Source organism: Helicobacter pylori, assembly GCF_003636935.1.
Taxonomy (GTDB): Bacteria; Campylobacterota; Campylobacteria; order Campylobacterales; family Helicobacteraceae; genus Helicobacter; species Helicobacter pylori_CH.
Window position 1 is genome coordinate 20,211 of the sequence record NZ_MVVH01000001.1, and the last position, 22,235, is coordinate 42,445.

The following is a 22,235-nucleotide window of genomic DNA, read 5'->3' on the forward strand; positions in this document are numbered from 1 at the left end:
TGAGCTTAAAATAAAATAATCAAATCCCCATTTTTTAAACATTAAAAGATTTTAGCTATCAATCATTAATTAATTGTAATAGAGTCTTATATTTTTAACAAAAGGAAATGCGTCATGTTAAGGGGTGTCAAAAAAGCGACTTTTAGGGTTTTAGGTTTGGGTGCGTTGTGTTTAGGGGGGTTAATGGCAGAGCCAGACCCTAAAGAACTTATACTTTCAGGTATCACTATTTACACGGATAAAAATTTCACTAGAGCTAAGGAATACTTTGAAAAAGCTTGTAAATTAAACGATGCTGATGGTTGCGCGATCTTAAGAGAGGCTTATTCTAAAGTCATAGCGAGCGAAAACGCAAGAGAAAGCATTGAAAAAGCTCTTGAACACACCGCTACTGCTAAAGCTTGCAAATCAAACGATGCTGAAAAATGCAAGGACTTAGCAGAGTTTTATTTTAATGCAAACGATCTTAAAAATGCTTTAGAATATTACTCTAAAGCTTGTAAGTTAAACAATATTGAAGGGTGTATGCTGTCAGCAACCTTTTATAACGATATGATAAAGGGTTTGAAAAAAGATAAAAAAGATCTAGAATATTATTCTAAAGCTTGCGAGTTAAACTATGGCGATGGCTGTGCGATTTTAGGGGATATTTATCATAATGGTGAAGGCGTAACGCAAAATTTTAAAAAAGCTTTCAAATATTATTCTAAAGCTTGCGAATTAAATAATGGTGAAGGGTGTTCTAAATTAGGAGGGGATTATTTTTTTGGTGAAAGCGTAACGCAAGATCTTAAAAAGGCTTTTGGATATTACTCTAAAGCTTGCGAATTGAACGAGGCTCTGACATGCACGCTTGTAGGAGAGTTTTATCGTGATGGTGAAGGCGTAACAAAGGATCTTAAAAAGGCTTTTGAATATTCTGCTAAAGCTTGTGAATTGAACGATGCTAAAGGGTGTTACGCTCTAGCAGCATTTTATAATGAGGGTAAAGGCGTAACAAAGGATGAAAAACAAACGACAGAAAACCTTAAAAAGAGTTGCGCGTTAGGGTTAAAAGAAGCATGCGATATTCTCAAAGAACAAAAACAATAAAATCCTAGCCCCAATCAAATTAAACAGCTTTCGTTTAACTGGTCGCTTTTATGGTATTGAACAAGCCCTTTGTCCTCTCAAAAAGAGAAAACGGCGATGGAATCTCTTGGTATCTGGCTTTTGGGGGTCTTTTGATGAGAGTGTTAGTGCATTTGGAAAAATCAATCAAATCCATCGTCGTTTTGATGTAACTGGGCAAGTTTAACAGGCATATTTCAAAGAGTTTATAGCTCGCTAAAGCGTCCGCATAGGCTCTGTGGCTGACTTCTATACCAAACCCTAAAAGCTCTTTTAAAAAGCTCAAAGAATAACGCATGGACAAAATGGCGCGTTTGGATAAATCCAAAGTGCAAAGCTTTAAATTCAATAAGGGGCAATGCAATTTTTCTACAAAATAACGCCCTAAAAAGTTGTAATCAAAATTAGCGTTGTGGGCTACAAACACGCTATTGCCTAAAAAAAGCCGCAATTCTTGCAAAGCTTCATGCACGCTTGGGGCGTTTAGGGTGTCTTCATAAGTGATGCCTGTAAGATCAGAAATATAATCAGGCACGCTTTTGACTTTCACAAGGGTTTCAAAACGATTAATAATTTCCCCCCCTTTCACTTGCACGGCCCCGATTTCTAAAATCTCATGCTTTATGGGGCAAGATCCGGTGGTTTCTAAATCAATAAAGGAAAAAACCTCATCTTTAAGGGGGGTTTTAAGGTTTTTGAGCGTGATTAAATTTTCGCTCGTTTCTACGAAATTAAGCCCGCATGCTTTTAAATATTCCAAATTGATTTCATCATAAATAAGGCGAGAGAGCGATTTTTCTAGCATGCTTAAGCTTAAATCCTGGTGCTTTAAGCGAGCGATTAGGGCTTGAATGTCTTTATGCAAGAGGCTGTCTGGCATTCTGTAAGCCTTCAATAGCCAGCTTACGATCTTTGGATTTAAAAATATAACTCCCTGAAACCACCACATCCACGCCCGCTTGTTGGAGTTCAAAGATATTTGTATCATTCACGCCCCCATCCACTTCCAAAAGACAGCTAGGGTTGTAGCGCTTGATCAATTCCTTGACTTTCAGGCATTTTTCTAGCACCAGATCTAAAAACTTCTGCCCGCCAAAGCCCGGATTCACGCTCATTAAAAGCACTAGCCCCACGCTTTCTAGCAAGTATTTAATACTTTCTTCATGTGTGTGGGGGTTTAGGACAATGCCTGGCGTGATGCCTGAATTTCTAATGAGTTGCAACACCCTATGGGGGTGCTTTTCATTTTCTGCATGAATGCTGATGATTTGCGGGTTTAAAGGAGCGAACAATCCCACAAAAAAGCTTGCGTTTTCTACCATTAAATGCACGTCTAAAGGCACTTGGCTCATTTGAGTAACGTTCTCTAAAACCACAGGCCCCATCGTTAAATTAGGCACATAATGCCCATCCATCACATCCACATGCAAAAAATCAGCGTTACTCACGCTCTCTATCTCTTTGGCTAAATGCATAAAATCAGCGCTCAAAAGGCTCGGGGCTACTTTCAAAATACTTCCCTATTTCCAATGTTTTAAAGTAAAATACTAGCATCTTTAATCAAATCATAAAAGGGTTTTTCATGGATTACAAACATTTTAAAGGCAAGCATGCAAACATCGTTATAGAAATCATCAGTCTTTTAGAAAAAGGGGTTAAAAAAGCCCAAGAGATTTTAGAAAAGCCGGACGCTGGGAGTTACACGAAGTTAGAAAACAGCAGCGGGGATACGCCTATTAAAGCGGATTTAGCCCTAGACCAATTTTTAGAAGAAAATTTTTTGAGTTTAGAAAACGTCAAAAGCGTTTTTAGCGAAGAAAAAGAAAAACCTGTTACTAAAGAAAGCGGCTCTTATTTGATCGCTTATGACCCGCTAGACGGGAGTTCGGTCATGGAGGCGAATTTCTTGGTAGGCACGATTATAGGGGTTTATGAAAAGGATTATAAGGCTCAAAATTTAGTTGCAAGCCTTTATGTGGTTTTTGGGCATAAAATTGAATTAGTGGTGGCTTTAGAAGAAGTTTATCGTTACGCTTTTTATCAGAACGAGTTTCATTTTATAGAAACCATCGTTTTAGAAAATAAGGGTAAAATTATCGCTAGTGGGGGCAATCAAAAGGATTTTTCTTCGGGCTTAAAAAAGGCTTTAGAAGGGTTTTTTGCAGAAAATTACCGCTTACGATACTCAGGGTCTATGGTGGCTGATGTCCATCATGTGCTCATTAAAAAGGGCGGAATGTTTTCCTACCCGCAAAAGAAATTGCGCAAGCTTTTTGAAGTTTTTCCTTTGGCCTTGATGGTTGAAAAAGCTAAAGGGGAAGCGTTTTATTTTGATAAGGGGGTTAAAAAGCGTTTGTTAGATCAAGGCGTAGAAAGCTACCATGAAAAAAGCGAATGCTATTTAACTAGCCCGCATGAAGCTCACATTTTAGAAAAATATTTAAAGGGAGAATGATGCAAAATAGCGCTAAAAAATTAGAATATGAAGAGCGTTTCAATGACGCTCTTTTGAAATTAAAAGCATGCCAAGAAGAAAAGCAAGTAGCGAGTTGCTTGAAATGCGAGAAGGTTTTAAAATGCGAGATCCGCAACAGCTATGTGGATGCGGCTTATGAAAGCATGAGTTTAGGCGAAGCGGGCGGGTTTGATTTCAATTAAAATGGGATTAAAATGGCTAGTAATGCTACCTTGCAAAAGAATTTAGACGCTTTTTACACCCACCCCAAAATCGCGCGATTTTGCTTGGATTTATTAAGAGATCTCATCGTTCAAAATCTAGGGCTAGACTTAAACGCATTCCATTTTTTAGAGCCAAGTGCAGGGAGTGGGAGCTTTGTTGGTGCGTTAAAAGGATTAGGGATTGCTGATTGTCTCGCCCTTGATATTGCCCCTAAAGCTCAAGGCATTCAAAAAAAAGATTATTTGTTGGAATTGATTGAGTTTAACCAAAAGCGTGTCATTATTGGCAACCCTCCTTTTGGGCATAGAGGGAAATTAGCCTTAGATTTTTTAAACAAATCTTTAAACGAAGCGCCTATCGTGGCGTTTATTTTGCCCAATTTGTTCAAACGCTATTCCATTCAAAAACACATTGATAAGCGTGCAAAATTGGTTTTAAACGCCCCTTTAGAAAAAAACGCTTTTGTTTTTAATGAACGGCCCTATGATGTGAAATGCGTTTTTCAAATCTATATGCATAAAAATATCGCCCTAAATCTTAAAGATGAACGCATCATTGCACCCCCAAAAATCCGCCATAATGACTTTATCACTTACATTCATAACAACACGCCACACACCCTAAAATATTTCAACAAAGAAAAATACCAATGGGATTTTGCGGTGGTGAGGCAAGGCTTTTATGATTACAACGAAAAGATCACCAATGCAAATTTACTGGTTAAAAACCGACAATATTTTTTTATCAAAGCCCATTCCAAAGAAGCTTTAATGATTATCCATAAAATTGATTTCAACAAACTCGCTCATAAAAACACGCAAGTTTTAGGGTTTTCTACTTATGATTTTGTGGAAGAATATTGCAAATTAAAGGAAATGCATGCTTGAAAAAGTGTTTCAAGAAATTACCAATAAAAGAAAGTTTTTTGCAAGTTCTAGCACAGGGGAGCAGTTTGAAAACCAATTTAGGAATGAATTAAAAAAACACTTTAGCGAAATCAACGGCGATTTAACAGAAGAATTAAGCCATATTGAAGAAAGGCCTAATAAGGAAATCAAAACCGCTTTTAACCAACTCAAAAAGCAAGTTTTAGAAAAAAATCACCCGCACACCCTTACAAACCCTTTTTCAAACCTTACAAGCCATTTTTTATACCAGCCTTTTGGCTCGCAAAATTACCCTGATTTTTTGGTTTTTATTTTTGATCATGTGGTGGGGATTGAAATCAAGTTTTCTAAAAACGATAAGGGTGAAAAAAACCTTCAAACTTCTCGCCCCATGTGGAATTCAAACCTGCCTAAACCCAATGCGATTTATCTATATGGAGTCGCTAATGCAGACATCACTTTTTTTAAAGGTTCAGATATTTTGAGCTATGAAACCAGAGAAGTCTTGCTCAAGTATTTTGATACTTTAGATAAAGATGAAGAAAGTTTGAAAAACGCCTTAAGGGATTTAGAAAACCCCTTTGGGTTTGCCCCCTACATCAGAAAAGCTTATGAGCATAAAAAGGAATTTTCTAACCACCACCAGATTGAAAGCTTTTTTTCGCCCAACCACATTTTAAGAGAGCAGAATGTCTTGGAATTTTTGAAAACGCTCACTCATTAGCGTATTTATTACCCATTTATCTATTTCCTGTAAAATTCGTTTATTTTTAGCGTAAAGAAATTGATGATCAGTCTCATAGAAAAAGCCCCTTACATGCTCTCCTCCCCCCCTTTTTTAATTCAATGCACTTCGCTCCAAACTTTTCTTTTCCACGCGTAAGCCAAGAACGACAGCACCGCAAAGAAAATCATGATTTTGATCCCTAAGGTGTTCCTCTCATGTTTTTTCCTATCGCCTGCTTTTTCCAAATATGCGATGACTTGTTTTTGAGCCTTTTCACTCAACCCCACTCTAGGCATAGCCGTGCCAGGCAAAAGCTTTTGCGGATCGTTGATGAAAATATTCAAGCCATGCTCGCCCTTAGCTCTAATCATCATGGACAAATCAGGTGCATGAGAGCCTAAATAATTGGCTAAATCTTTAGGATCGCTAAAGACCTTATCTTTCGCGTAATCCAGGCTATGGCACCTTTGACAGCTTTGCGCAAACACTTCCTTATCGCTCAAACTTTTAGGCAAAATAGAAGTGAGATACGCCACAATATCGCTCAAATCTTGATCGCTGAATTGAGAAAACGCCGGCATAGGATAGGGCCTTTCATCGTTGAATTTATGGCTCAATTTCGCCGTTTTCACAGGGTCTTTGATGAAGTGGGCTAAGAAATTCGCGCTCAAAACCCCCGCCACATGGCTTAAATCCGGTGGCACGACCCCAAAAGAGTTGCTCGCACTAAGGCTGTCCATAGGGGCTGGAATGTTTTGAGATTTAATGCCATGGCAAGCGGTGCAGTTTTCGGCTACAAGCTGTTTGCCCTTATTGGCATCGCCATTTTTTAAATCAATCGGCCCTAAATCCTTGAAAGCAAAATCTGCCGGAGCGACTTTAGGGTGCATCACCGAATGCGCATAAGGCTCAACCCCATAATAAATCACGCCTACCACCACAATAAGGATGATGAGAATCTTAAATTCTTTCATCTAACACCCCCTTGTTTCTTGCTCTCAGCGATAGTGATAAGGGGCAATACCACAAAGAAAAGGGCTAGGAAAGTGATTGAACCCGCTAAGCCAATGTATTTACCGATCCCAAGCGGAGGCAATTTACCATAGATCGTTAAAACAATCATATCAATGATTACAAGCCAAAACCACACCATAAACGCTGGCCGTTTGTGTGCGGGAGCGACCACAGGGCTTCTGTCTAAAAAGGGTAGCAAGAAGAAAATCACTTGCGCCACGCCAAAGGCCATTAGCCCTAAATCAGCGCTAAAGAAAAAGCCCCTTAAGACTTCATAGCTCCATAAGAAATACCATTCAGGGTAAATGTGAGGCGGCGTTTTAAGGCTGTTAGCCCTTTCAAAGTTGATAGGATCCATCGCAAAATCATAGTGGTAACACACCAAGTAAAAGAAAAAGACCATGAACGCGCAAACCACAAAAATATCTTTAGACAAGAATACCGGCCAAAAAGGAATGACTTTGGATTCTTTCTTCTTGCCTTCAATGAATTTCTTTTCTTCTAATTCAAAGTCAATCTCTTCGCCTTCTTGGTTATTGACATGCGGGACGCGTAAAGAATAAAAATGCACCCCAACAAGTAGAATGATCGCAATGGGCAGTAAAAACACATGGAGCATGAAAAAGCGCGTTAAAGTGGAATCCGCCACGACATAATTGCCCCTAATCCACTCCACCACATCAGCCCCAATAAAAGGAATGCCTCCAAATAAATTCGTGATAACCGCTGCCGCCCAATAGCTCATCTGCCCCCAAGGCAGCATATACCCGCTAAAGGCTTCGGCGCTAAAGACCACAAACAAAACCATCCCGCTAATCCAAATCATCTCACGGCCCTTTTTGTAAGAGCCATAATAGATGCCAACAAACATGTGGATGTAAATGATGACAAAAATCATGCTCGCTGCCGTGGCATGCATGTGGCGCCAAAGCCAACCATAAGCCACTTCTTGCATGATGGTGAAATTCACGCTATCAAACGCCATTTTCGCATCAGGCTTGTAATACATGAGCAAGAAAATCCCTGAGATCACAAGCACGCCAAAAAGGGTCAATAAAATCACCCCCATGGCCCATAAGAAATTGATGTTTTTAGGGATCCAATATTCTGTCATTAGCACTTTAACAAGCTTGTTAGTGCCAAGACGCATGTCCAGCCATTCGCCTAAATTCTTCGCTTTTTTTATCTCTGCCATGGAACTCTCCTTACGCTTTAGCCATCATTTTCTTGTATTCAGCCCCGGCTTCACCAAAAGTGATCTTAGTGCCTTCAATTTTAAAAGGCGGAATATCAAAAGGGCGTGGAGGGGGGGTGCCGGCAATATTCACGCCATCAGAAGTGAAACGCCCCCCATGGCATGGGCATAAAAAGCCTTTTTCTTCATCTTGATAAGTGGGGATACACCCTAAATGCGTGCAAATTTGAATGGCTGTGGTAAAAACGCTCTCACCGATTTTAAAATCGCGCTTTTCATTAAAGCCCTCTTTTTTAGAACGCTTGAGGATATAGACCGGTTTCCCACGCCATTCCACGGTGGAAAACTGCCCTTCTTGCATGTTCGCCACATCTATGGTTGTAAAACCGGCTGAAACAACGCTTGGAAGCGGATCCCAAGTCTTTTTCATCGCTACTAGACTCGCTATAGCCCCTATAGCTGTAACGCTAGCAAGGCTCATTCCTAAAAAATCACGCCTTTGAATATCTGCCATGACTAAAAACTCCTTAATGACTTGATTACCTTTTAACGACTAAAGGCATAGCAAATCCTTATTTTACAACAAACTCTCTTAATAATCTTTTTAAAATAACAAATTGAGACTAAAATCAAACCCTTTTAACGCTATTTTAAAGAAATTTGAGCGCGCAAATGTTTCAAAAGGGTTTCTAAAATATCGTTATCGTCTTTGCTTGGGGCTTTCAGGCTTTCTTTATTTCCATCGCTATAAGTAATGGTGATGTTTTGATTGAAATTAGAAAGTTTGATGATGCCAAGCTGGTTGGCTAAAATTTTAAGCGTAATGATTTGCAAAAATTGAGCGCTCAAATCGTCTATTTTGCCAAACCTGTCTTCTATTTCTTCGTGGATTTGCCCCACCTCATCTACATTTTCACACAAACTCAAACGGCGATACAAATCCAACCTCAAACTATCGCTTGCAATGAGTTCAGGGTTTAAAAAAGCGCTCACGCTAAGTTGGATTTCTACGCTTTTTTCAAGCCTTTTCTTCCCCCCACTCAATTCATAAATCGCGTCTTCAAGCATGCGCGTATAGAGCGTATAGCCGATATTTTTAATATGCCCGCTCTGATCCTGCCCGAGCAAATTCCCGCCCCCCCTGATTTCTAAATCATGATAAGCGACACTCTCTCCACTGCCCAAATACGAATTTTTTTCTAAAGCGAGCAAGCGTTTTAGGGCCTGTTCGTTCAAACTTTTTTGATCTTCTATGAGGAAATAGCAAAAACCTTCCTTTTTGCCTCTCCCCACACGCCCTCTTAATTGGTGCAAATCAGCCAGCCCGAAATTCTGTGCGTTATCTATAATAATCGTGTTAGCGTTAGGCAAATGAATCCCTGATTCCACAATAGAAGTGCATAATAAAACCTGATAATTTCCTTTAGCAAACTCTAGCATGATTTCTTCGCTCTCGTTAGCGTTAATCTGGGAATGCAAAATAGCGATTTTGAGTTTAGGGATTAAACCTTCTAGCTTAGTTTTGACTTTTGAAATGCTAGCGATGTGGTTATGGATGTAAAAAATTTGCCCGTTACGGCGCAATTCTCTATGAATGATCTCTTTTAAGAGTTCGTCATTTTTTTCTTTCAAAAAAGTGCGGCTGGGCTTTCTGTCTGTGGGAGGGGTTTTTAAAGAGCTAATGCCTTTAATTTGAGAGAGCGCCATGTTCAAAGTGCGCGGGATGGGCGTAGCGGACATGCTTAAAAAATGCACGCTTTTACTCAATTCTTTTAAAGCTTCTTTTTGTTTCACGCCAAATTTATGCTCTTCATCCACCACCACTAAACCCAGGTTTTTGAATTTCGCGCCTAAAATCGCATGCGTGCCTACAAGCGCATCAATCTGCCCTAATTCCACCGCCTTTAAAAGCTTGTTTTTTTCGCTCGCATACCGATCCAAACGAGCCACTTTAACGCCAAATTTTTCAAAACGCGCCCTTAAAGTCTCAAAATGCTGGTGGGCTAATAAAGTAGTAGGCACGACTAATGCGCTTTGAAAGCCGTTTAAAAACGCGCAAAAAATCGCATGCATCGCCACTTCTGTTTTCCCAAAACCCACATCCCCACTCAAAAGTCTATCCATCACCCTGTGAGAGCTTAAATCCTTTGAAATTTCAGCGATGGCTTTTTCTTGATCGTTTGTGTATTCAAACCCCGCATGCGATTTAAAGATCTCCAACTCCGCTAAATGCGTGTCCATCTTTTTACCCAAAATTAAATTGCGTTCAGCCGCTAATTCAATGATTTTGCTTGCAATCTCTAAAAGCTTAGCCCTTACTTTAGCTTTTAGTTTGAGAAAGCTCCCTTTCCCTAGCCGGTCTTTAACCGGCACGCTATCGCTTTGCGCCACATAGCGAGCGATTAAGTGCAAGTTTTCTACCGGTAATAGCAGTTTGTCTTCGCCCAAATAAGCGATCTCTAAAAAATCCCTCTTGCTCCCTAAAACGCTGTGCTGGACTAATTGAGAAAACACGCCCACCCCATAATCATCATGCACCACCCACTCGCCCGCATTCAATTCATTCAAAGCGAGCTTGGATTTTTGGCGTTTTTTCTTCCTTTCAAAGGAATTGAGCGAGATAAAAATCCCATCAGGGGTTTTAAAGTTTAACACAAAGGGGGCGATGACGCATTCCATGCTGTTTTTTTCAATCGCGCCTAATACATTGTCTAAAATCGTTTTATTGGGGGCTAAAAGCGTGATTTTATGATTTGAATGCAAAGCGATAAAGCTTTCTAGGGCATGCGCATGGATTTCTAAATCTTCATAGCCTTGCGCGTTTTCTAAAACCTTTAACAATTTGAAACACTCATCATCCAATTCGTTTAAGCTCGCTAATTCTTGAATTTCTTCTAGAGCTCTAGGGCTTATGATGCTTTTATAAACGCTTAGCAAGTCTTGCGCTTTTTCTCCTAAAAACCACAAACCAAAACTGGTTAAATCTTTAGAAAAGCTATTTAAGGGGCTTTGTTCCACTTTTGTTTTCAGATCCTTATAAGATGGTTCGTCCAAGCTAAAAAGCGTGGGGGGGATTTCAATTTCTAACAAATCTTCTTTAAGACTCATTTGAGTGGTGGGGTCAAATTCCTTAATGCTCTCACACTCCGTGTCAAAAAAACTCAAGCGATACGCTTTAGAATTAGGTGCATAAATATCCACAATATCCCCCCTAAAGCTCGCCTCCCCTTCCACTTCCACCAAATCTAAAATTTCATAGCCATAATAAAAGAGCTTGTCTTTCAAATCCTTAAGGTTATATTTTTCTAAAAGAGTGATTTTAAAGCTTTCTAAAAGTTCTTTTTTAGGTAAAGGGTGCAATAACGCGCTAATAGGAGCGATGATGATAACTTCTTGTTTGTTTTCTAAGGCCTGATAAAACTCCCTTAAAGCCCCTAAAAGCTGTAAAAATTCTTCAAAAAACGAACGCAAATCATCGTTTTTTTTAGCCCTAAACTCCGGAAAAAGAATGGCTTTGGTGTGTGGCTTAAAATAGCTTATGACTTCTTTAGCGAGCTCGGATTCTTTAAAATCCTTACAAGCGAGTATTTGATAATCAAAGCCTTTGTTTAAGGCTCTATAAAGGCTAGATTGGATCATTCCCTATTTATTTTCAATTTTCTTTTCTTGTTCATTGATTAACAACGCCCCCCCCTGAAGGTTTTTAGGGCGGGTTTCCCCAATCAAAATCCCCTTCCTTTCTACCACAAGTTCTTGGCTAGAAACCTTACCCTCAAGAAGGCCTGATGGCATGATTTCTACCACTTCCGCCTCCACCGTGCCAGTGAACTTGCCATTGACCACTAATTTATTGGCAAAAATCTCACCCACTACCGAGCCGGTTTGCCCAATCACCACCGTGCTTTTAGAATGCACCACCCCTTCTAATTCGCCATCTACGTGCAAATGGTAATCCAAATGAAGCTCCCCCTTTATTTTTGTGCCTTGAGCGATGATAGTCGCTGGTCCTGTTTTTGCATTAGCCGATTTATTATTGTTATCAAAGATTGCCATCTGATGCTCCTTTCTTTATTGAAAACTTCTTCAAAATTTTTCATGTTCCATTTGGTGAAACTCATGGGGTTTATGGGTTGATCCAAAAAACGCACTTCATAATGCAAATGCGGCCCTGTGCTCATTCCTGTATTACCACTATACCCAATCAACTGCCCTTTTTTGACAAATTCGCTCGTTTTCACGATGATTTTATTCAAATGAGCGTAGTAGGTTTTAAAACCAAAAGGGTGGAAAACTTTAATCAAATTCCCATACCCCCCATTCCACCCCTTGCTCGCTAACCCCACTACCCCGCTCGCGCTCGCATACACAGGGGTGTTAATAGCGGTGCTTAGATCAAGCCCGGTATGGTTGTGCAACACATGCAAAATAGGGTGGATTCTTTTATTAAAAGCGGCTGAAACGCGCCGATAGGATTCTAGCGGGTAGTCATTAGGGATAAGGCGCATGATAAAGCTTTTTTGAAGCCCGGTAATCCCAGCGACATCCAAACGGCTAGAAAAATTGCCCTCTTCTTTTTCTTCTTCAGGCCTATTCACTCCCACCACTTCTTCTAAATCGTTGATGCGCTCCCCTGAAAGCTGCAAATCGTCTAAAAATTCATCCATTTGCAAAGAAAGTTTTTCATTCGTCTCTTTTTTTTTCTCAAATTCTTTAGTGATTAGGGCATGCTGCTTTTCAATATTTTTAATCTCTTTATTTAAGACTAATAACGAAATGCCTAAAAACAATAAAGATCCCACAACGCTCAACAGTGCATACAAGCCAATTTGACGGAATAAGATATGCACATTAATATAACGGCTCCCTTTAGAGTCCGTAACCATCACAATCAAACGCCTGTCTAAAAACACCAAAATCCTTACTGGCTTATGAGCGCGTCTTTATCCACATGTTCTTGGAGCTGGACAATGTCTTCTAAAACCCAAAACAAATTCTTCCATTCAATAAATTTATTTTCTTCTAAAGCGCTTTGGAAATGATCCAAATCCCATGCCAGAAATTTTTGCGCATCTAAAATTTTACCCAAAAAGCGCACTTCATAATGCAATTTTTCGCCACCGCTATTACCGCTCTTCCCGCTATAGCCAATCAACTGCCCTTTTTGGATAAAGCTTTTAGGCTGCACATTGACATGATCTAAATGCGTGTAAATGGAGCTAAAACCAAACGCATGTTCAATGCGCACCAAGTTCCCATACCCCACATTAGAATTGGTTTTCACAAAATCCACAATCCCATCAGCACTCGCATACACAGGCGTGTTTAATGGCGCGATAAAATCAATCCCGGATTCAACGCCTTTAATTTTTTTAATGGGGTGGTTCCTTTCTTTGGTGGGTTTGATCGCGCTATAAGTTTTTAGGGGCATGCCATTAGGAATGAGCATGAGCGCTAAATGTTTTTGGACCAGATTCAAATTTTCTAAATCCACTCCATCATAGAGATGCACGCCCCCATTGGCCCCTCTTTTGACTTCAATCAAGGATTCCAACCCGCGAATCTTTTGCCCCACAATAAAAAGCTCTTCTCGCTTGTTTTTAATCTCTTTTGTCAAAGTGTAATTTTTTTGATACAAATCCCTAAAATCCCTTAAAACCGCATTCCTCTCGCTTGTCATCGTATCCATTTTAGCGATTAAAAATTTTAAAAACCCTACGCCAAGCCCCACGATCAATAAAAGAATGATAATAGAAATAATGAGGTTGCGTTTTAAATTTTTAGAAAATTTGAGCTGTTTAGAGCCTGATTCATCAATGATGGTGATCACAAGCTGGTTTTGTGGCATCAATCCCTCTTCTTTGGATAGCGTTCATAAAAAGCGTTGGCTACCAGAAATGAGCCATACACCAAATAATTTTCATTTTCTTTCAGTTCTTCAAACAAAGCGTGTTCTAACCCTAAAGTTTCTAAAATCCCTTTAAGTTTTTCTAATTGGATAATTCTTTCATTATGCAATTCTAAAATCAAAACCTTTTTAACCACAGGCTTTAAAATTTCTAGCACCAAAAAAGCGTCCTTATCTTGGTAGCAATTATAAATCAAAATGATTGGAGCGTTAAAAACGCGTTTGATTTCTTCTTTTAAGGCTTTGGCGCTATGGGGGTTATGCCCCACATCTATTAAGATATTAGGGCTTAAAAGCTCGCAACGGCCGATTAAATTTAGGGGCTTTAGGTTTTTTAAAACTTCTTGTTTATTGCATGGCAATAGCGTTTCAAACGCTTTTAGGGCCACTTCTAAATTCATCGCTAAAAAATGGGCTAAATGGTAGCGTTCAATATAGGCTTTCACTTCTTGTGAAATCTCGTTTTGAACCACAATCAATTGAGCCTGTTTGTCTTTGGCGATTCTTTGAGCGATATTTAAAACCAATTCTTGTTGGGGAGCGATGATGCTAAGAGGGCCCATCGCTTTTAATTTAGTGGTCGCAATGCTTTCTAAACTATCCCCTAAAAATTCCTTATGATCGTAATCAATGGGGGTGAAAACGCTTAGGGTTTTTTCTAAAGCGTTCGTGCTGTCAAACTCCCCCCCAAGCCCTGCTTCTAAGACTAAATAATCGCAATCTTTAGCGAGCATGACGGCTAGTAAGGTAGCGTATTCAAAATACGAGCAAACGCTGCTGAAAGCGTGCGGTTGCAATTGCTGGTGGGCGTTTTCTAAAACGCTTTCTCCAACAACAGAGCCATTCAAAAAAAAGCGCTCCCTAAATTCAAAAACATGAGGGGAGGTGAAATGCAACACCTTAAAATTTTGATCGGCTAATAAAAGGGTTAAAAACCGCCCTGTGCTGCCCTTGCCATTCGTCCCTACCACATGAATGACTTTGGCTTGAATCTCAAAAAAAGCGCTTTTAAAATCCTTGTAAATTTGAATGAAACGGCTAGGATCAAATTTATGGTATTCCTTAGGCTTTGTTTCTAAAAACGCTCTCAATCCATTCAAAGGGCTATTTTTCATTATTGAATTTCCCTTCATAAGCGATTTGTGCGACAAATTTAGTCAAAGTTTGCTCCACAGCCTGATTGATCGCATAGTAGCGGTTCTGGTAGGTGTTAAGGGGGTCTTGCAAATTCACAGCGTAGTTGTAATACCCGCTATTTTGAAAAGTCTTTTGTGTACCTCTTTTATTATCGTAAGTGTAGCTTACAGACACGGTCGCACGATAGAAAGTCGTAAAGCCTTCTTTATTTTGCGTGATGCTCGTATCGGTTACGTTCGTGATTTCTATGATAATGATAGAATCCGCATCCTTTTCACTCGCTAGGCGGTTTTGGAAGCGTTGCACGACTAAACGATTCATCAAGTCTTTAAACTCTACAGAGTTTTCAGGGTTAGGCAAATTCACAATGAGTTTCACGTATACGCTATCGCCTAAAGCGTTTTGAGCGTAAGCTGCAATAGGCTTATACCCACAACTCTTGAACAAAAACAACAAAATAAAAAAAAATAAAGCTCTCATGCGACAACAAAATTAACAAGCTTATTAGGCACATAAATTTCTTTTTTAACGCTCGCATTCTCTAAATATTTCTCTAATTCTTTTTTAGCCAAAGCGAGGATTTCTTCTTTACTAGCGTTAATATTAACTTTCAATTCCGCACGCCTTTTGCCATTAATGGTAAGCCCTAAAGTCATAAAGTCTTCTATTAAAGCGCTTTCATCTATTGCTATAGGCTTAAAATTCGCTCTTTTAAAAAGCCTTTCGCTCAATTCCCATGCCGTGTGCGGGATAATAGGCTCTAAAATTTGCAACAACACAAAATAACCTTCGCATAAAATTTGCTCATTATTTTGCGCACTCAAAGCGTTTAAAGCCTCCATGCAACTTGCGATCAAAGTGTTAAACGCGTAAGCGCTTTCAGCCTTATTGAAAATTTCATGCGATTTTTTTAACGCTTCATAGACTTTTTTACGCCCTAGTTTTTGCGCTTCATTCAAACTCACTTCTTTAAATTCAGGCTTAGAAGTAGTAGGGCTAATGGCACTCGCTTTGTCGTATAAGCGCTTGATAAACCGGTGCGCACCCTCTAAAGCGCTGTCATTCCATTCCAATTCTTTAGCCGGTGGGGCAGCAAAAAGGATAAAAAGCCTCGCTGCATCGGCCCCGTATTTTTTAAGTATCTCTTTAGGGCTAACGACATTGCCTTTAGACTTGCTCATCTTAGCGCCATCTTTTAAAACCATGCCTTGGGTGATAAGCTGTTTGAAAGGCTCATCTAAATGAAGATAGCCCAAATCCCTTAAAGCCTTAGTGAAAAAGCGCGCGTATAACAAGTGCAAAATCGCATGTTCAATGCCACCAATATAAGTGTCCACTGGCATGAAATACTTCAAGTAATTTTGATCAAACGCTTGATTTTCACGCTGGTTTTTGGGCGTGGTGTAGCGCAAGAAATACCAACTGGATTGGATGAAAGTATCCATGGTGTCTGTTTCTCTTAAAGCGTTTTTGTGGCATTTAGGGCATTGAGCGAATTTCCAACTCGCATGCTTTTCTAACGGATTGCCCTCCCCATCAATCACAATGTCTTCAGGTAAAGTTACCGGCAGTTGGGTTTCAGGCACAATCCCGCAATGTTTGCAATGAATCATAGGAATGGGCGCTCCCCAATACCTTTGACGGCTCACCCCCCAATCTTGCAAGCGGTAGTTGATCACCCTTTTACCGAGGTTTTCTTTTTCAAAATAAGCGATGATTTTTTCTCTGGCCACTGAGCTAGAAAGATCGCTCCACTCCCCGCTATTTTTTAAAACCTCTTCTTTGGTGTGGGGCAAATTTTGAGAACTTTGAGTGATCACTTTAATAGGGATATGATAAAGATTAGCGAATTCAAAATCCCTTTCATCGCAGGCTGGCACGCCCATTAACGCCCCAGAGCCGTAATTGGCTAGGGCAAAATTAGCCACCCAAACCGGGATTTTTTGCTTTGTTAAAGGATGGATAGCGTAAATGCCTAAAAACGCCCCTTTTTTCTCCAAAGCTCTTTCTCTTTGAGTCGTGTTTAAAATCGCTTTAATCATCTTTGAATCTTCTTGGCCCACTTGCTTAATGGCATGCTCCACTAAAGGGTGTTCTGGGGCAATGGCGATGTAAGTTACGCCATAAATGGTATCCGCTCTTGTGGTAAAAACTTCAATTTCTTGAATGCCATTGCAAGCTTTCAAGCACTCATCAGCGATTTTAAAGCCAAATTGCAACCCGCTAGATTTCCCTATCCAGTTTTTTTGCATGATTAAGACTTGAGAAGGCCAATGATTTTCTAAAGTTTCTAAGTCTTTTAGCAATTCTTCAGCGTAATTTGTGATCTTCAAATAATATTGATAGAGTTCTTTTTGAATAACTTCTGTATCGCAACGCCAACACCTCCCATCAATGACTTGCTCATTAGCTAAAACGGTCTTGTCGTTAGGGCACCAATTGAGCATGGCTTTCTTGCGATAGATCAGCCCTTTTTCCCACAAATCAATGAAAAATTGCTGTTCAAATTTCGTGTAATCCGGATCTGAAGTGGCAAATTCCCTGTTTTTAGAAAAAGAAAACCCTAAAGCTTCAAACTCTTTTTGCATGGCTTCAATGTTTTCATAAGTCCAGGTTTTAGGGTGGATACCATGCTTAATGGCCGCATTTTCTGCAGGCATCCCAAAAGAATCAAACCCCATAGGGTGTAACACATTGTAATGGTGCAAACGATAATAACGCGCTAACGCGTCGCCAATGGTGTAATTGCGCACATGCCCCATGTGGATTTCCCCACTAGGATAAGGCAGCATGCTTAGAATGTATTTTTTAGGGAGGTTAAAATCGTCTTTAGGCTCAAAACTCTTATTTTTCCACCAAAATTCTTGCCACTTTTTTTCTATATTGATAAAATCCATCAACTACCCCTTAATCTGTTTCGCTCGTTACAACGCTTTCAATCAACAAAAAGATGAGGCTGAAAGCGTTGCTAATCAAAGCCCCAATCATCAGCATGTAAGCGGTAACCAAATTATTTAAAATCTGTAAAAACACAAACGCCGGTATGAGGTGCAACACGGTAGCTAAAGAGCTGGCCAACAGCTCTGAAGCGAAACGCTTGATCACCCCAATTTTAAGCGTAACAGAAATAAGGTTTAAAGCTAACGCTACAAACAACACCACCGTGTTAGGCTCATACAAAAACCCTGCAATGGTGGTTAAAGAAATAAGGCTGAACAACACATGAACGACCCGACCCCAATCCATAGAAACTCCTTAAACTTGACCGCCCTCATACAAACGGCGCATTTTTTCTTTCTCTTGAGCTTTTTTGATTTTTCTAGCCTCATTCTCATAATATTTACCCATATCAAAGCCTAACAATAACGCTACTTTAGGGGCGATGAAAATAGAGCTATAAGTCCCCACAATCGTGCCTATTAGCATGGGCAATGAAAAGCCAATGATGATCTTACTCCCAAACACGCACAAAATCAACACCACAAAAAACACGGTTAAAGAAGTTAAAAGCGTGCGCGTGAGCGTGCTAGAAATAGCTTCATCAATGGCCTTGGCAGCATTTTGCGTTTTTTGAGAGAGCATTTCTTCTCTGATTCGATCAAAGATAATGATCGTATCATTAATGGAATACCCAATCAATGTGAGCAAGGCCGCAATCACTTCCAAATTCATATCAATCTTAAAAACAATCACCGAGCTTGCCACTAAAATCACATCATGCACAAGCGCAATAACGCTCGCTAAAGCGAAACGCCATTCATAGCGGAAACTCACATAAACCATGATCGCCATTAAAGCTAAAATCAGCGACAAAATGCCCTTTTCTTTCAATTCGCTCCCCACTCTAGGGCCCACGGTGTCAAATTTACGGATTTCAAAATCGCCGCTGGGTTTTAGAATGTTGGCCACGATAGCGTTCAAATCTTCGTTTTCAGCCGTTTCTACAAAAGGGAATTTGATTAGAATTTCTTCTTTAGAGCCAAATTCGCTCACTTGCACGCCTTTAAAGCGAGCTTCTTTTTCAAACAGATCGCGCACTTCTTTAACGGGAGCGTTTTGAGTGTAACGCACCTGCACCAAACTCCCCCCCGCAAAATCAATCCCTAAAGAAAACCCTTTGAAAAACAAAAGCCCTAACGCTAGAAGCGCTAAGATCGCTGAAACAACCACCCCATAATTGGAATAACGCATGAAGCTTAAGATTCTAGTTTGTTTGAATAATTCCATAAAACCTCCTAAGCTCTTTTATTCACGCCAAACCAAAAGTAAAGGCTTTTCGTTTGAGTGAGTTTAGGTAAAAGGGCTTGATAAATCCCTTGCGTGCCTACAATAGCGGTAATAATAGAGGCTAAAATCCCAATGCCTGTGGTGAGGGCAAAGCCTTTGATCGCTCCTGTGCCATAAGCGTATAACAACACCGAAGCGATCAAGGAAGTGATATTGGAATCAAAAATCGCTCTACTCGCATTGATATAGCCTAAATGGATCGCTTTAGCGATGCCCTCATTCTCTCTTAAGACTTCTCTAATGCGCTCATTAATAATGATATTAGCATCCACGGCAATCCCCACGGTTAAAACAATCCCTGCCATTCCCGGTAAAGTCAGCGTCGCTCCAAAAATCGCCATGACCGCCACAATCAAAAAAAGATTGACCACTAACGCCATGCAAGCGATCACTCCCGCCATAGAGTAATAAAGCACCATAAAGCCCATCACCAAAATAAAACCCCCTATGAGAGCGATAATGGAAGTTTTAATGCTGTCTTTCCCTAAACTCGGGCCTATAATCCTTTTTTCTAAAACCTGAATGGGCGCGCTCATCGCCCCACTCCTTAAAGCGATCGCCAAATCGCTCGCTTGAGCCACGCTAAAATTCCCGCTAATTTGCCCGCTCCCCCCACCAATACGCTCCCTGATCACTGGGGCTGAATAAACCTTATTGTCTAAAACGATCGCCATGCGTTTACCCACATTCGCGCCTGAGAAATCCCCAAAAATCTTAGCCCCTTGCGCATCTAAAGTGAAGCTCACCACCGGCTGGTTGTTTTGATCATACACCACTTTAGCGTCCGTAAGCATTTCGCCATCTAAAATAGGGATCGCTTTGAGCAAGATTTTACCCCCCATTTCCACATCAGACAACAACACGCTGCCTAATTTTTGAGCCTCTAAATCCGTCATTTTCATCGCATCTTTATTGTGCTCTTCATCCACCGCCATCATCTGCAAATGAGCGGATCTTGAAATCAAATCTTTAGCACGCCGTTCTTCTTCTAAAGTCTTAATACCGGGCAATTGCACCGAAATTTCTTCTCTGCCTTGCTGGATAACTATAGGCTCTGCCAAACCAAATTGATCCAAGCGGTTACGGATGATCCCTATCACTTGCAAAATCGTGTTTTTACGCAATTCTTCTTGCTCTAAAGGGGTGAGCTTCACGCTATAAAATTCCGCTTCTTTTTTGATTTCAAACTGGCTATGGCCTTGCAATTCCAATAAAAGCGCGTCTAATTTTTTCGCTTCATCTTCATCTAAAAGCTCAAAACTGATCCCTTCTAAGCTGGATTTAATGTCTTTAAGCAAGATGTTTTGCTTTTTAGCGTTGTATTCTAAAGCAGACGCCAAGCTTAAATACTTGTTTTTTAAAGCCTCATCGGTTTGCACCCCTAAAAGCATGTTCAACCCCCCCCTTAAATCCAAACCTAAAGTGATTTTAGGGCCTTTAGTCTCTAGCAAAGAAGGCACAGAAAACCCTACCCCTAAAAGAAGCGCAAAGATAAAAACGATTAAACGAGGGTTAAAAAGTTTCATTCAGTTGTTATTTGGCGTTGTTTCAAAGTCTTAGTGCCGGATAATCTTGCCGAAATTTCTTCTCTGCCTTGCTGGATGACTATAGGCTCTGCCAAACCAAATTGATCCAATTCGTCTAATTTGAACGCTACATAGTTTTTAGAAAGTTTAGCGGTGGTGTCATCATTGAGCTTCACGCTAAAAAAATTCGCTTCCGCTTTAAGCACCTCAACGATGAGCCCTCCTTGAGTAACGATTTTATCGCCCTTAGTCAAGCCCTCTATCATTTCTTTATGCTTTTTTTGTTGCTGGCGTTGCGGACGAACGATCAAAAAATAAAAAATAAGAAACAACACCGCAAAGGGTAAAACCGTTGTTAGAATTTCTTTAATTTGTCCCATTTAATTTCCTTAAAAGATGTTTTAATCTCAAATTATAGCATTTTTAGCTATTTCTTTAAAGCCACTCTTTTATCTAGCGCAAACAAATACAAAGCCCCTATGATCCCAGAAATCAAAGATCCGAGTAAAATCGCAATTTTTGCCACTTCCATAGCGTCTTTATGATCGCTCGTGAAAGCCAGATTAGAAATAAACATAGACATGGTAAAGCCAATCCCTGCTAAAAGCCCAGCCCCTAAAATATGCCACCAGCTGATGCCTTTAGGGCGTGCGGTGATTTTAAGCTTTTCGCTTATAAAAGTGATTAAGAAAATCCCTAAAGGCTTGCCCAAACAAAGCCCTAAAATAACCCCCAAAAGCACCTTATCCACTTCTAAATTGATGCTAGAATCAACGCTCACCCCAGCGTTTGCAAACGCAAATAAAGGCATGATGAAATACCCGCTGATGGGGGCTAAAAAATGCTCCAATCTTTCTAAGGGGCTTTGTAAAGCGCTCGCTTTTTCTTCAATAGAATGCAAGATTTCTTGCTGCTCTTTGGTTAAAAGTGCTCCTGAACTCGTCTCTGCGTATCGTTTGCCTAATTCCAAAAGCTCTACATTTTTAGAATCTTTAGGGATTTTCACCGGTATCATAAAAGCTAGAACCACTGCAGCGATTGTCGCATGGATACCGCTTTGATGCACGCAAAACCAAAGCAACACCCCTAAAAGCAAGTAAGGGACAAGCGAGCGGACATTCAAGCGGTTCAATACCGCTAAAATCAGAACCACCCCTAAAGCCCCTAAAAGCCATGCGAATTTTAAATTCGTGGTATAAAAGAGCGCGATCACCACAATAGCCCCCAAGTCATCAGCCACCGCTAGAGTGATTAAAAAAACCTTTAGGGCGGTTGGCACCCTCTTGCCTAAAAGCATGATCACGCCTAAAGCGAACGCAATATCTGTCGCCATAGGGATCCCAAAACCATGCTGAGAGGGCGTGTTGGAGTTAAGAAAAAAATAAATCAATCCTGGAGCTATCATGCCCCCAAGAGCCGCAATCACAGGAAAAGAAGCTTTTTTGAAACTGGATAATTCCCCAAATAATAATTCTCGCTTGATCTCTAAGCCTATCATTAAAAAGAATAACGCCATTAAAACATCATCAATCCAGTTATGCAAACTAAAGCCGATAAAAAAATCCCCTATTTGAAACCCAAAAGGGGTGTGCCATAGCGCAAAATAACTTTCTTTTAAAAACGAATTAGCCACCACCATCGCTAAAACAGCGTTCAAAAAGAGGAAAATCCCTCCAAAAGACTCGCTTTTAATGAAGTTCTTAAGCGTCAAACTGAGCGCGTTTTCTGTTTTTTTGAGATTCATAGACAACCTTAAAATTTTTATTT

General features: G+C 40.2%; 22 protein-coding genes. 5 read left to right on the forward strand and 17 right to left on the reverse strand.

The window, feature by feature from the left end; all coding sequences use genetic code 11:
- The first annotated feature begins 114 nt into the window (after positions 1-114).
- Positions 115-1,092, forward strand: coding sequence for a Sel1-like repeat protein HcpG (gene hcpG / locus EAL87_RS00080; protein WP_120912478.1), 978 nt, complete (start codon positions 115-117; stop codon positions 1,090-1,092).
- Between the two features lie 34 nt (positions 1,093-1,126).
- Here hcpG and EAL87_RS00085 read toward each other — a convergent pair whose 3' ends face one another.
- A complete protein-coding gene (locus EAL87_RS00085; RefSeq protein WP_120912479.1) occupies positions 1,127-1,990 on the reverse strand; it encodes a 3'-5' exonuclease in 864 nt (287 codons plus the stop codon).
- Positions 1,968-2,621 (reverse strand): ribulose-phosphate 3-epimerase, encoded by a 654-nt coding sequence (gene rpe / locus EAL87_RS00090; RefSeq protein WP_120912480.1) that lies wholly within the window; start codon positions 2,619-2,621, stop codon positions 1,968-1,970. The genes EAL87_RS00085 and rpe overlap by 23 nt, the downstream gene beginning before the upstream one ends.
- A 71-nt stretch (positions 2,622-2,692) precedes the next feature.
- Here rpe and EAL87_RS00095 point away from each other — a divergent pair, with 71 nt between their 5' ends.
- From EAL87_RS00095 to EAL87_RS00110, 4 genes are read left to right on the forward strand one after another with little or no spacing between them, the layout of a single operon-like run.
- Positions 2,693-3,565 carry a class 1 fructose-bisphosphatase gene (locus tag EAL87_RS00095; protein WP_120912481.1) on the forward strand — a complete coding sequence of 291 codons (873 nt, stop codon included), beginning with the start codon at positions 2,693-2,695 and terminating at the stop codon, positions 3,563-3,565.
- Positions 3,565-3,768 carry a hypothetical protein gene (locus tag EAL87_RS00100; protein ID WP_001879690.1) on the forward strand — a complete coding sequence of 68 codons (204 nt, stop codon included), beginning with the start codon at positions 3,565-3,567 and terminating at the stop codon, positions 3,766-3,768. Before EAL87_RS00095 ends, EAL87_RS00100 begins: the two co-directional genes overlap by 1 nt.
- A gap of 12 nt (positions 3,769-3,780) precedes the next feature.
- Complete coding sequence (locus EAL87_RS08005) at positions 3,781-4,677, forward strand: SAM-dependent methyltransferase (RefSeq protein WP_162972493.1); 897 nt, start codon at positions 3,781-3,783, stop codon at positions 4,675-4,677.
- On the forward strand, positions 4,670-5,401 hold the full coding sequence (locus EAL87_RS00110; RefSeq protein ID WP_120912482.1) for a type II restriction endonuclease: 732 nt from the start codon (positions 4,670-4,672) through the stop codon (positions 5,399-5,401). The genes EAL87_RS08005 and EAL87_RS00110 overlap by 8 nt, the downstream gene beginning before the upstream one ends.
- Before the next feature lie 119 nt (positions 5,402-5,520).
- Here EAL87_RS00110 and EAL87_RS00115 read toward each other — a convergent pair whose 3' ends face one another.
- The 15 genes from EAL87_RS00115 to nhaA form a co-directional block, all read right to left on the reverse strand.
- Complete coding sequence (locus EAL87_RS00115) at positions 5,521-6,378, reverse strand: cytochrome c1 (protein ID WP_120912483.1); 858 nt, start codon at positions 6,376-6,378, stop codon at positions 5,521-5,523.
- Positions 6,375-7,613, reverse strand: coding sequence for a cytochrome b (locus EAL87_RS00120; protein ID WP_120912484.1), 1,239 nt, complete (start codon positions 7,611-7,613; stop codon positions 6,375-6,377). The genes EAL87_RS00115 and EAL87_RS00120 overlap by 4 nt, the downstream gene beginning before the upstream one ends.
- A gap of 10 nt (positions 7,614-7,623) precedes the next feature.
- Entirely contained in the window at positions 7,624-8,127 is a 504-nt protein-coding gene (gene petA / locus EAL87_RS00125) for a ubiquinol-cytochrome c reductase iron-sulfur subunit (RefSeq protein ID WP_000763640.1), read from the reverse strand.
- Between the two features lie 131 nt (positions 8,128-8,258).
- Positions 8,259-11,252 carry a transcription-repair coupling factor gene (gene mfd / locus EAL87_RS00130; protein ID WP_120912485.1) on the reverse strand — a complete coding sequence of 998 codons (2,994 nt, stop codon included), beginning with the start codon at positions 11,250-11,252 and terminating at the stop codon, positions 8,259-8,261.
- Between the two features lie 3 nt (positions 11,253-11,255).
- The gene (locus tag EAL87_RS00135; protein WP_120912486.1) at positions 11,256-11,666 is read right to left on the reverse strand and encodes a polymer-forming cytoskeletal protein; all 411 of its coding nucleotides are present in this window, start codon (positions 11,664-11,666) and stop codon (positions 11,256-11,258) included.
- Positions 11,585-12,523 (reverse strand): peptidoglycan DD-metalloendopeptidase Csd1, encoded by a 939-nt coding sequence (csd1, locus tag EAL87_RS00140; protein ID WP_120912487.1) that lies wholly within the window; start codon positions 12,521-12,523, stop codon positions 11,585-11,587. Before csd1 ends, EAL87_RS00135 begins: the two co-directional genes overlap by 82 nt.
- An 8-nt stretch (positions 12,524-12,531) precedes the next feature.
- Positions 12,532-13,458, reverse strand: coding sequence for a M23B family cell shape-determining DD-metalloendopeptidase Csd2 (gene csd2, locus EAL87_RS00145; RefSeq protein WP_120912488.1), 927 nt, complete (start codon positions 13,456-13,458; stop codon positions 12,532-12,534).
- Positions 13,458-14,633, reverse strand: coding sequence for a bifunctional folylpolyglutamate synthase/dihydrofolate synthase (locus tag EAL87_RS00150; RefSeq protein ID WP_120912489.1), 1,176 nt, complete (start codon positions 14,631-14,633; stop codon positions 13,458-13,460). Before EAL87_RS00150 ends, csd2 begins: the two co-directional genes overlap by 1 nt.
- A complete protein-coding gene (lptE, locus tag EAL87_RS00155) occupies positions 14,623-15,135 on the reverse strand; it encodes an LPS assembly lipoprotein LptE (RefSeq protein ID WP_120912490.1) in 513 nt (170 codons plus the stop codon). The genes EAL87_RS00150 and lptE overlap by 11 nt, the downstream gene beginning before the upstream one ends.
- Positions 15,132-17,552 (reverse strand): leucine--tRNA ligase, encoded by a 2,421-nt coding sequence (gene leuS, locus EAL87_RS00160; RefSeq protein ID WP_120912491.1) that lies wholly within the window; start codon positions 17,550-17,552, stop codon positions 15,132-15,134. Before leuS ends, lptE begins: the two co-directional genes overlap by 4 nt.
- 10 nt (positions 17,553-17,562) lie before the next feature.
- Positions 17,563-17,901 (reverse strand): DUF6394 family protein, encoded by a 339-nt coding sequence (locus tag EAL87_RS00165; RefSeq protein WP_000383778.1) that lies wholly within the window; start codon positions 17,899-17,901, stop codon positions 17,563-17,565.
- Positions 17,902-17,910: 9 nt separating this feature from the next.
- The gene (secF, locus tag EAL87_RS00170) at positions 17,911-18,882 is read right to left on the reverse strand and encodes a protein translocase subunit SecF (protein ID WP_120912492.1); all 972 of its coding nucleotides are present in this window, start codon (positions 18,880-18,882) and stop codon (positions 17,911-17,913) included.
- An 8-nt stretch (positions 18,883-18,890) separates the two neighbouring features.
- Positions 18,891-20,468, reverse strand: coding sequence for a protein translocase subunit SecD (gene secD, locus EAL87_RS00175; protein ID WP_120912493.1), 1,578 nt, complete (start codon positions 20,466-20,468; stop codon positions 18,891-18,893).
- The gene (gene yajC, locus EAL87_RS00180) at positions 20,465-20,848 is read right to left on the reverse strand and encodes a preprotein translocase subunit YajC (RefSeq protein ID WP_120912494.1); all 384 of its coding nucleotides are present in this window, start codon (positions 20,846-20,848) and stop codon (positions 20,465-20,467) included. The genes secD and yajC overlap by 4 nt, the downstream gene beginning before the upstream one ends.
- 47 nt (positions 20,849-20,895) lie before the next feature.
- Positions 20,896-22,212 carry a sodium/proton antiporter NhaA gene (gene nhaA, locus EAL87_RS00185; protein ID WP_120912495.1) on the reverse strand — a complete coding sequence of 439 codons (1,317 nt, stop codon included), beginning with the start codon at positions 22,210-22,212 and terminating at the stop codon, positions 20,896-20,898.
- Between the last annotated feature and the right edge of the window lie 23 nt (positions 22,213-22,235).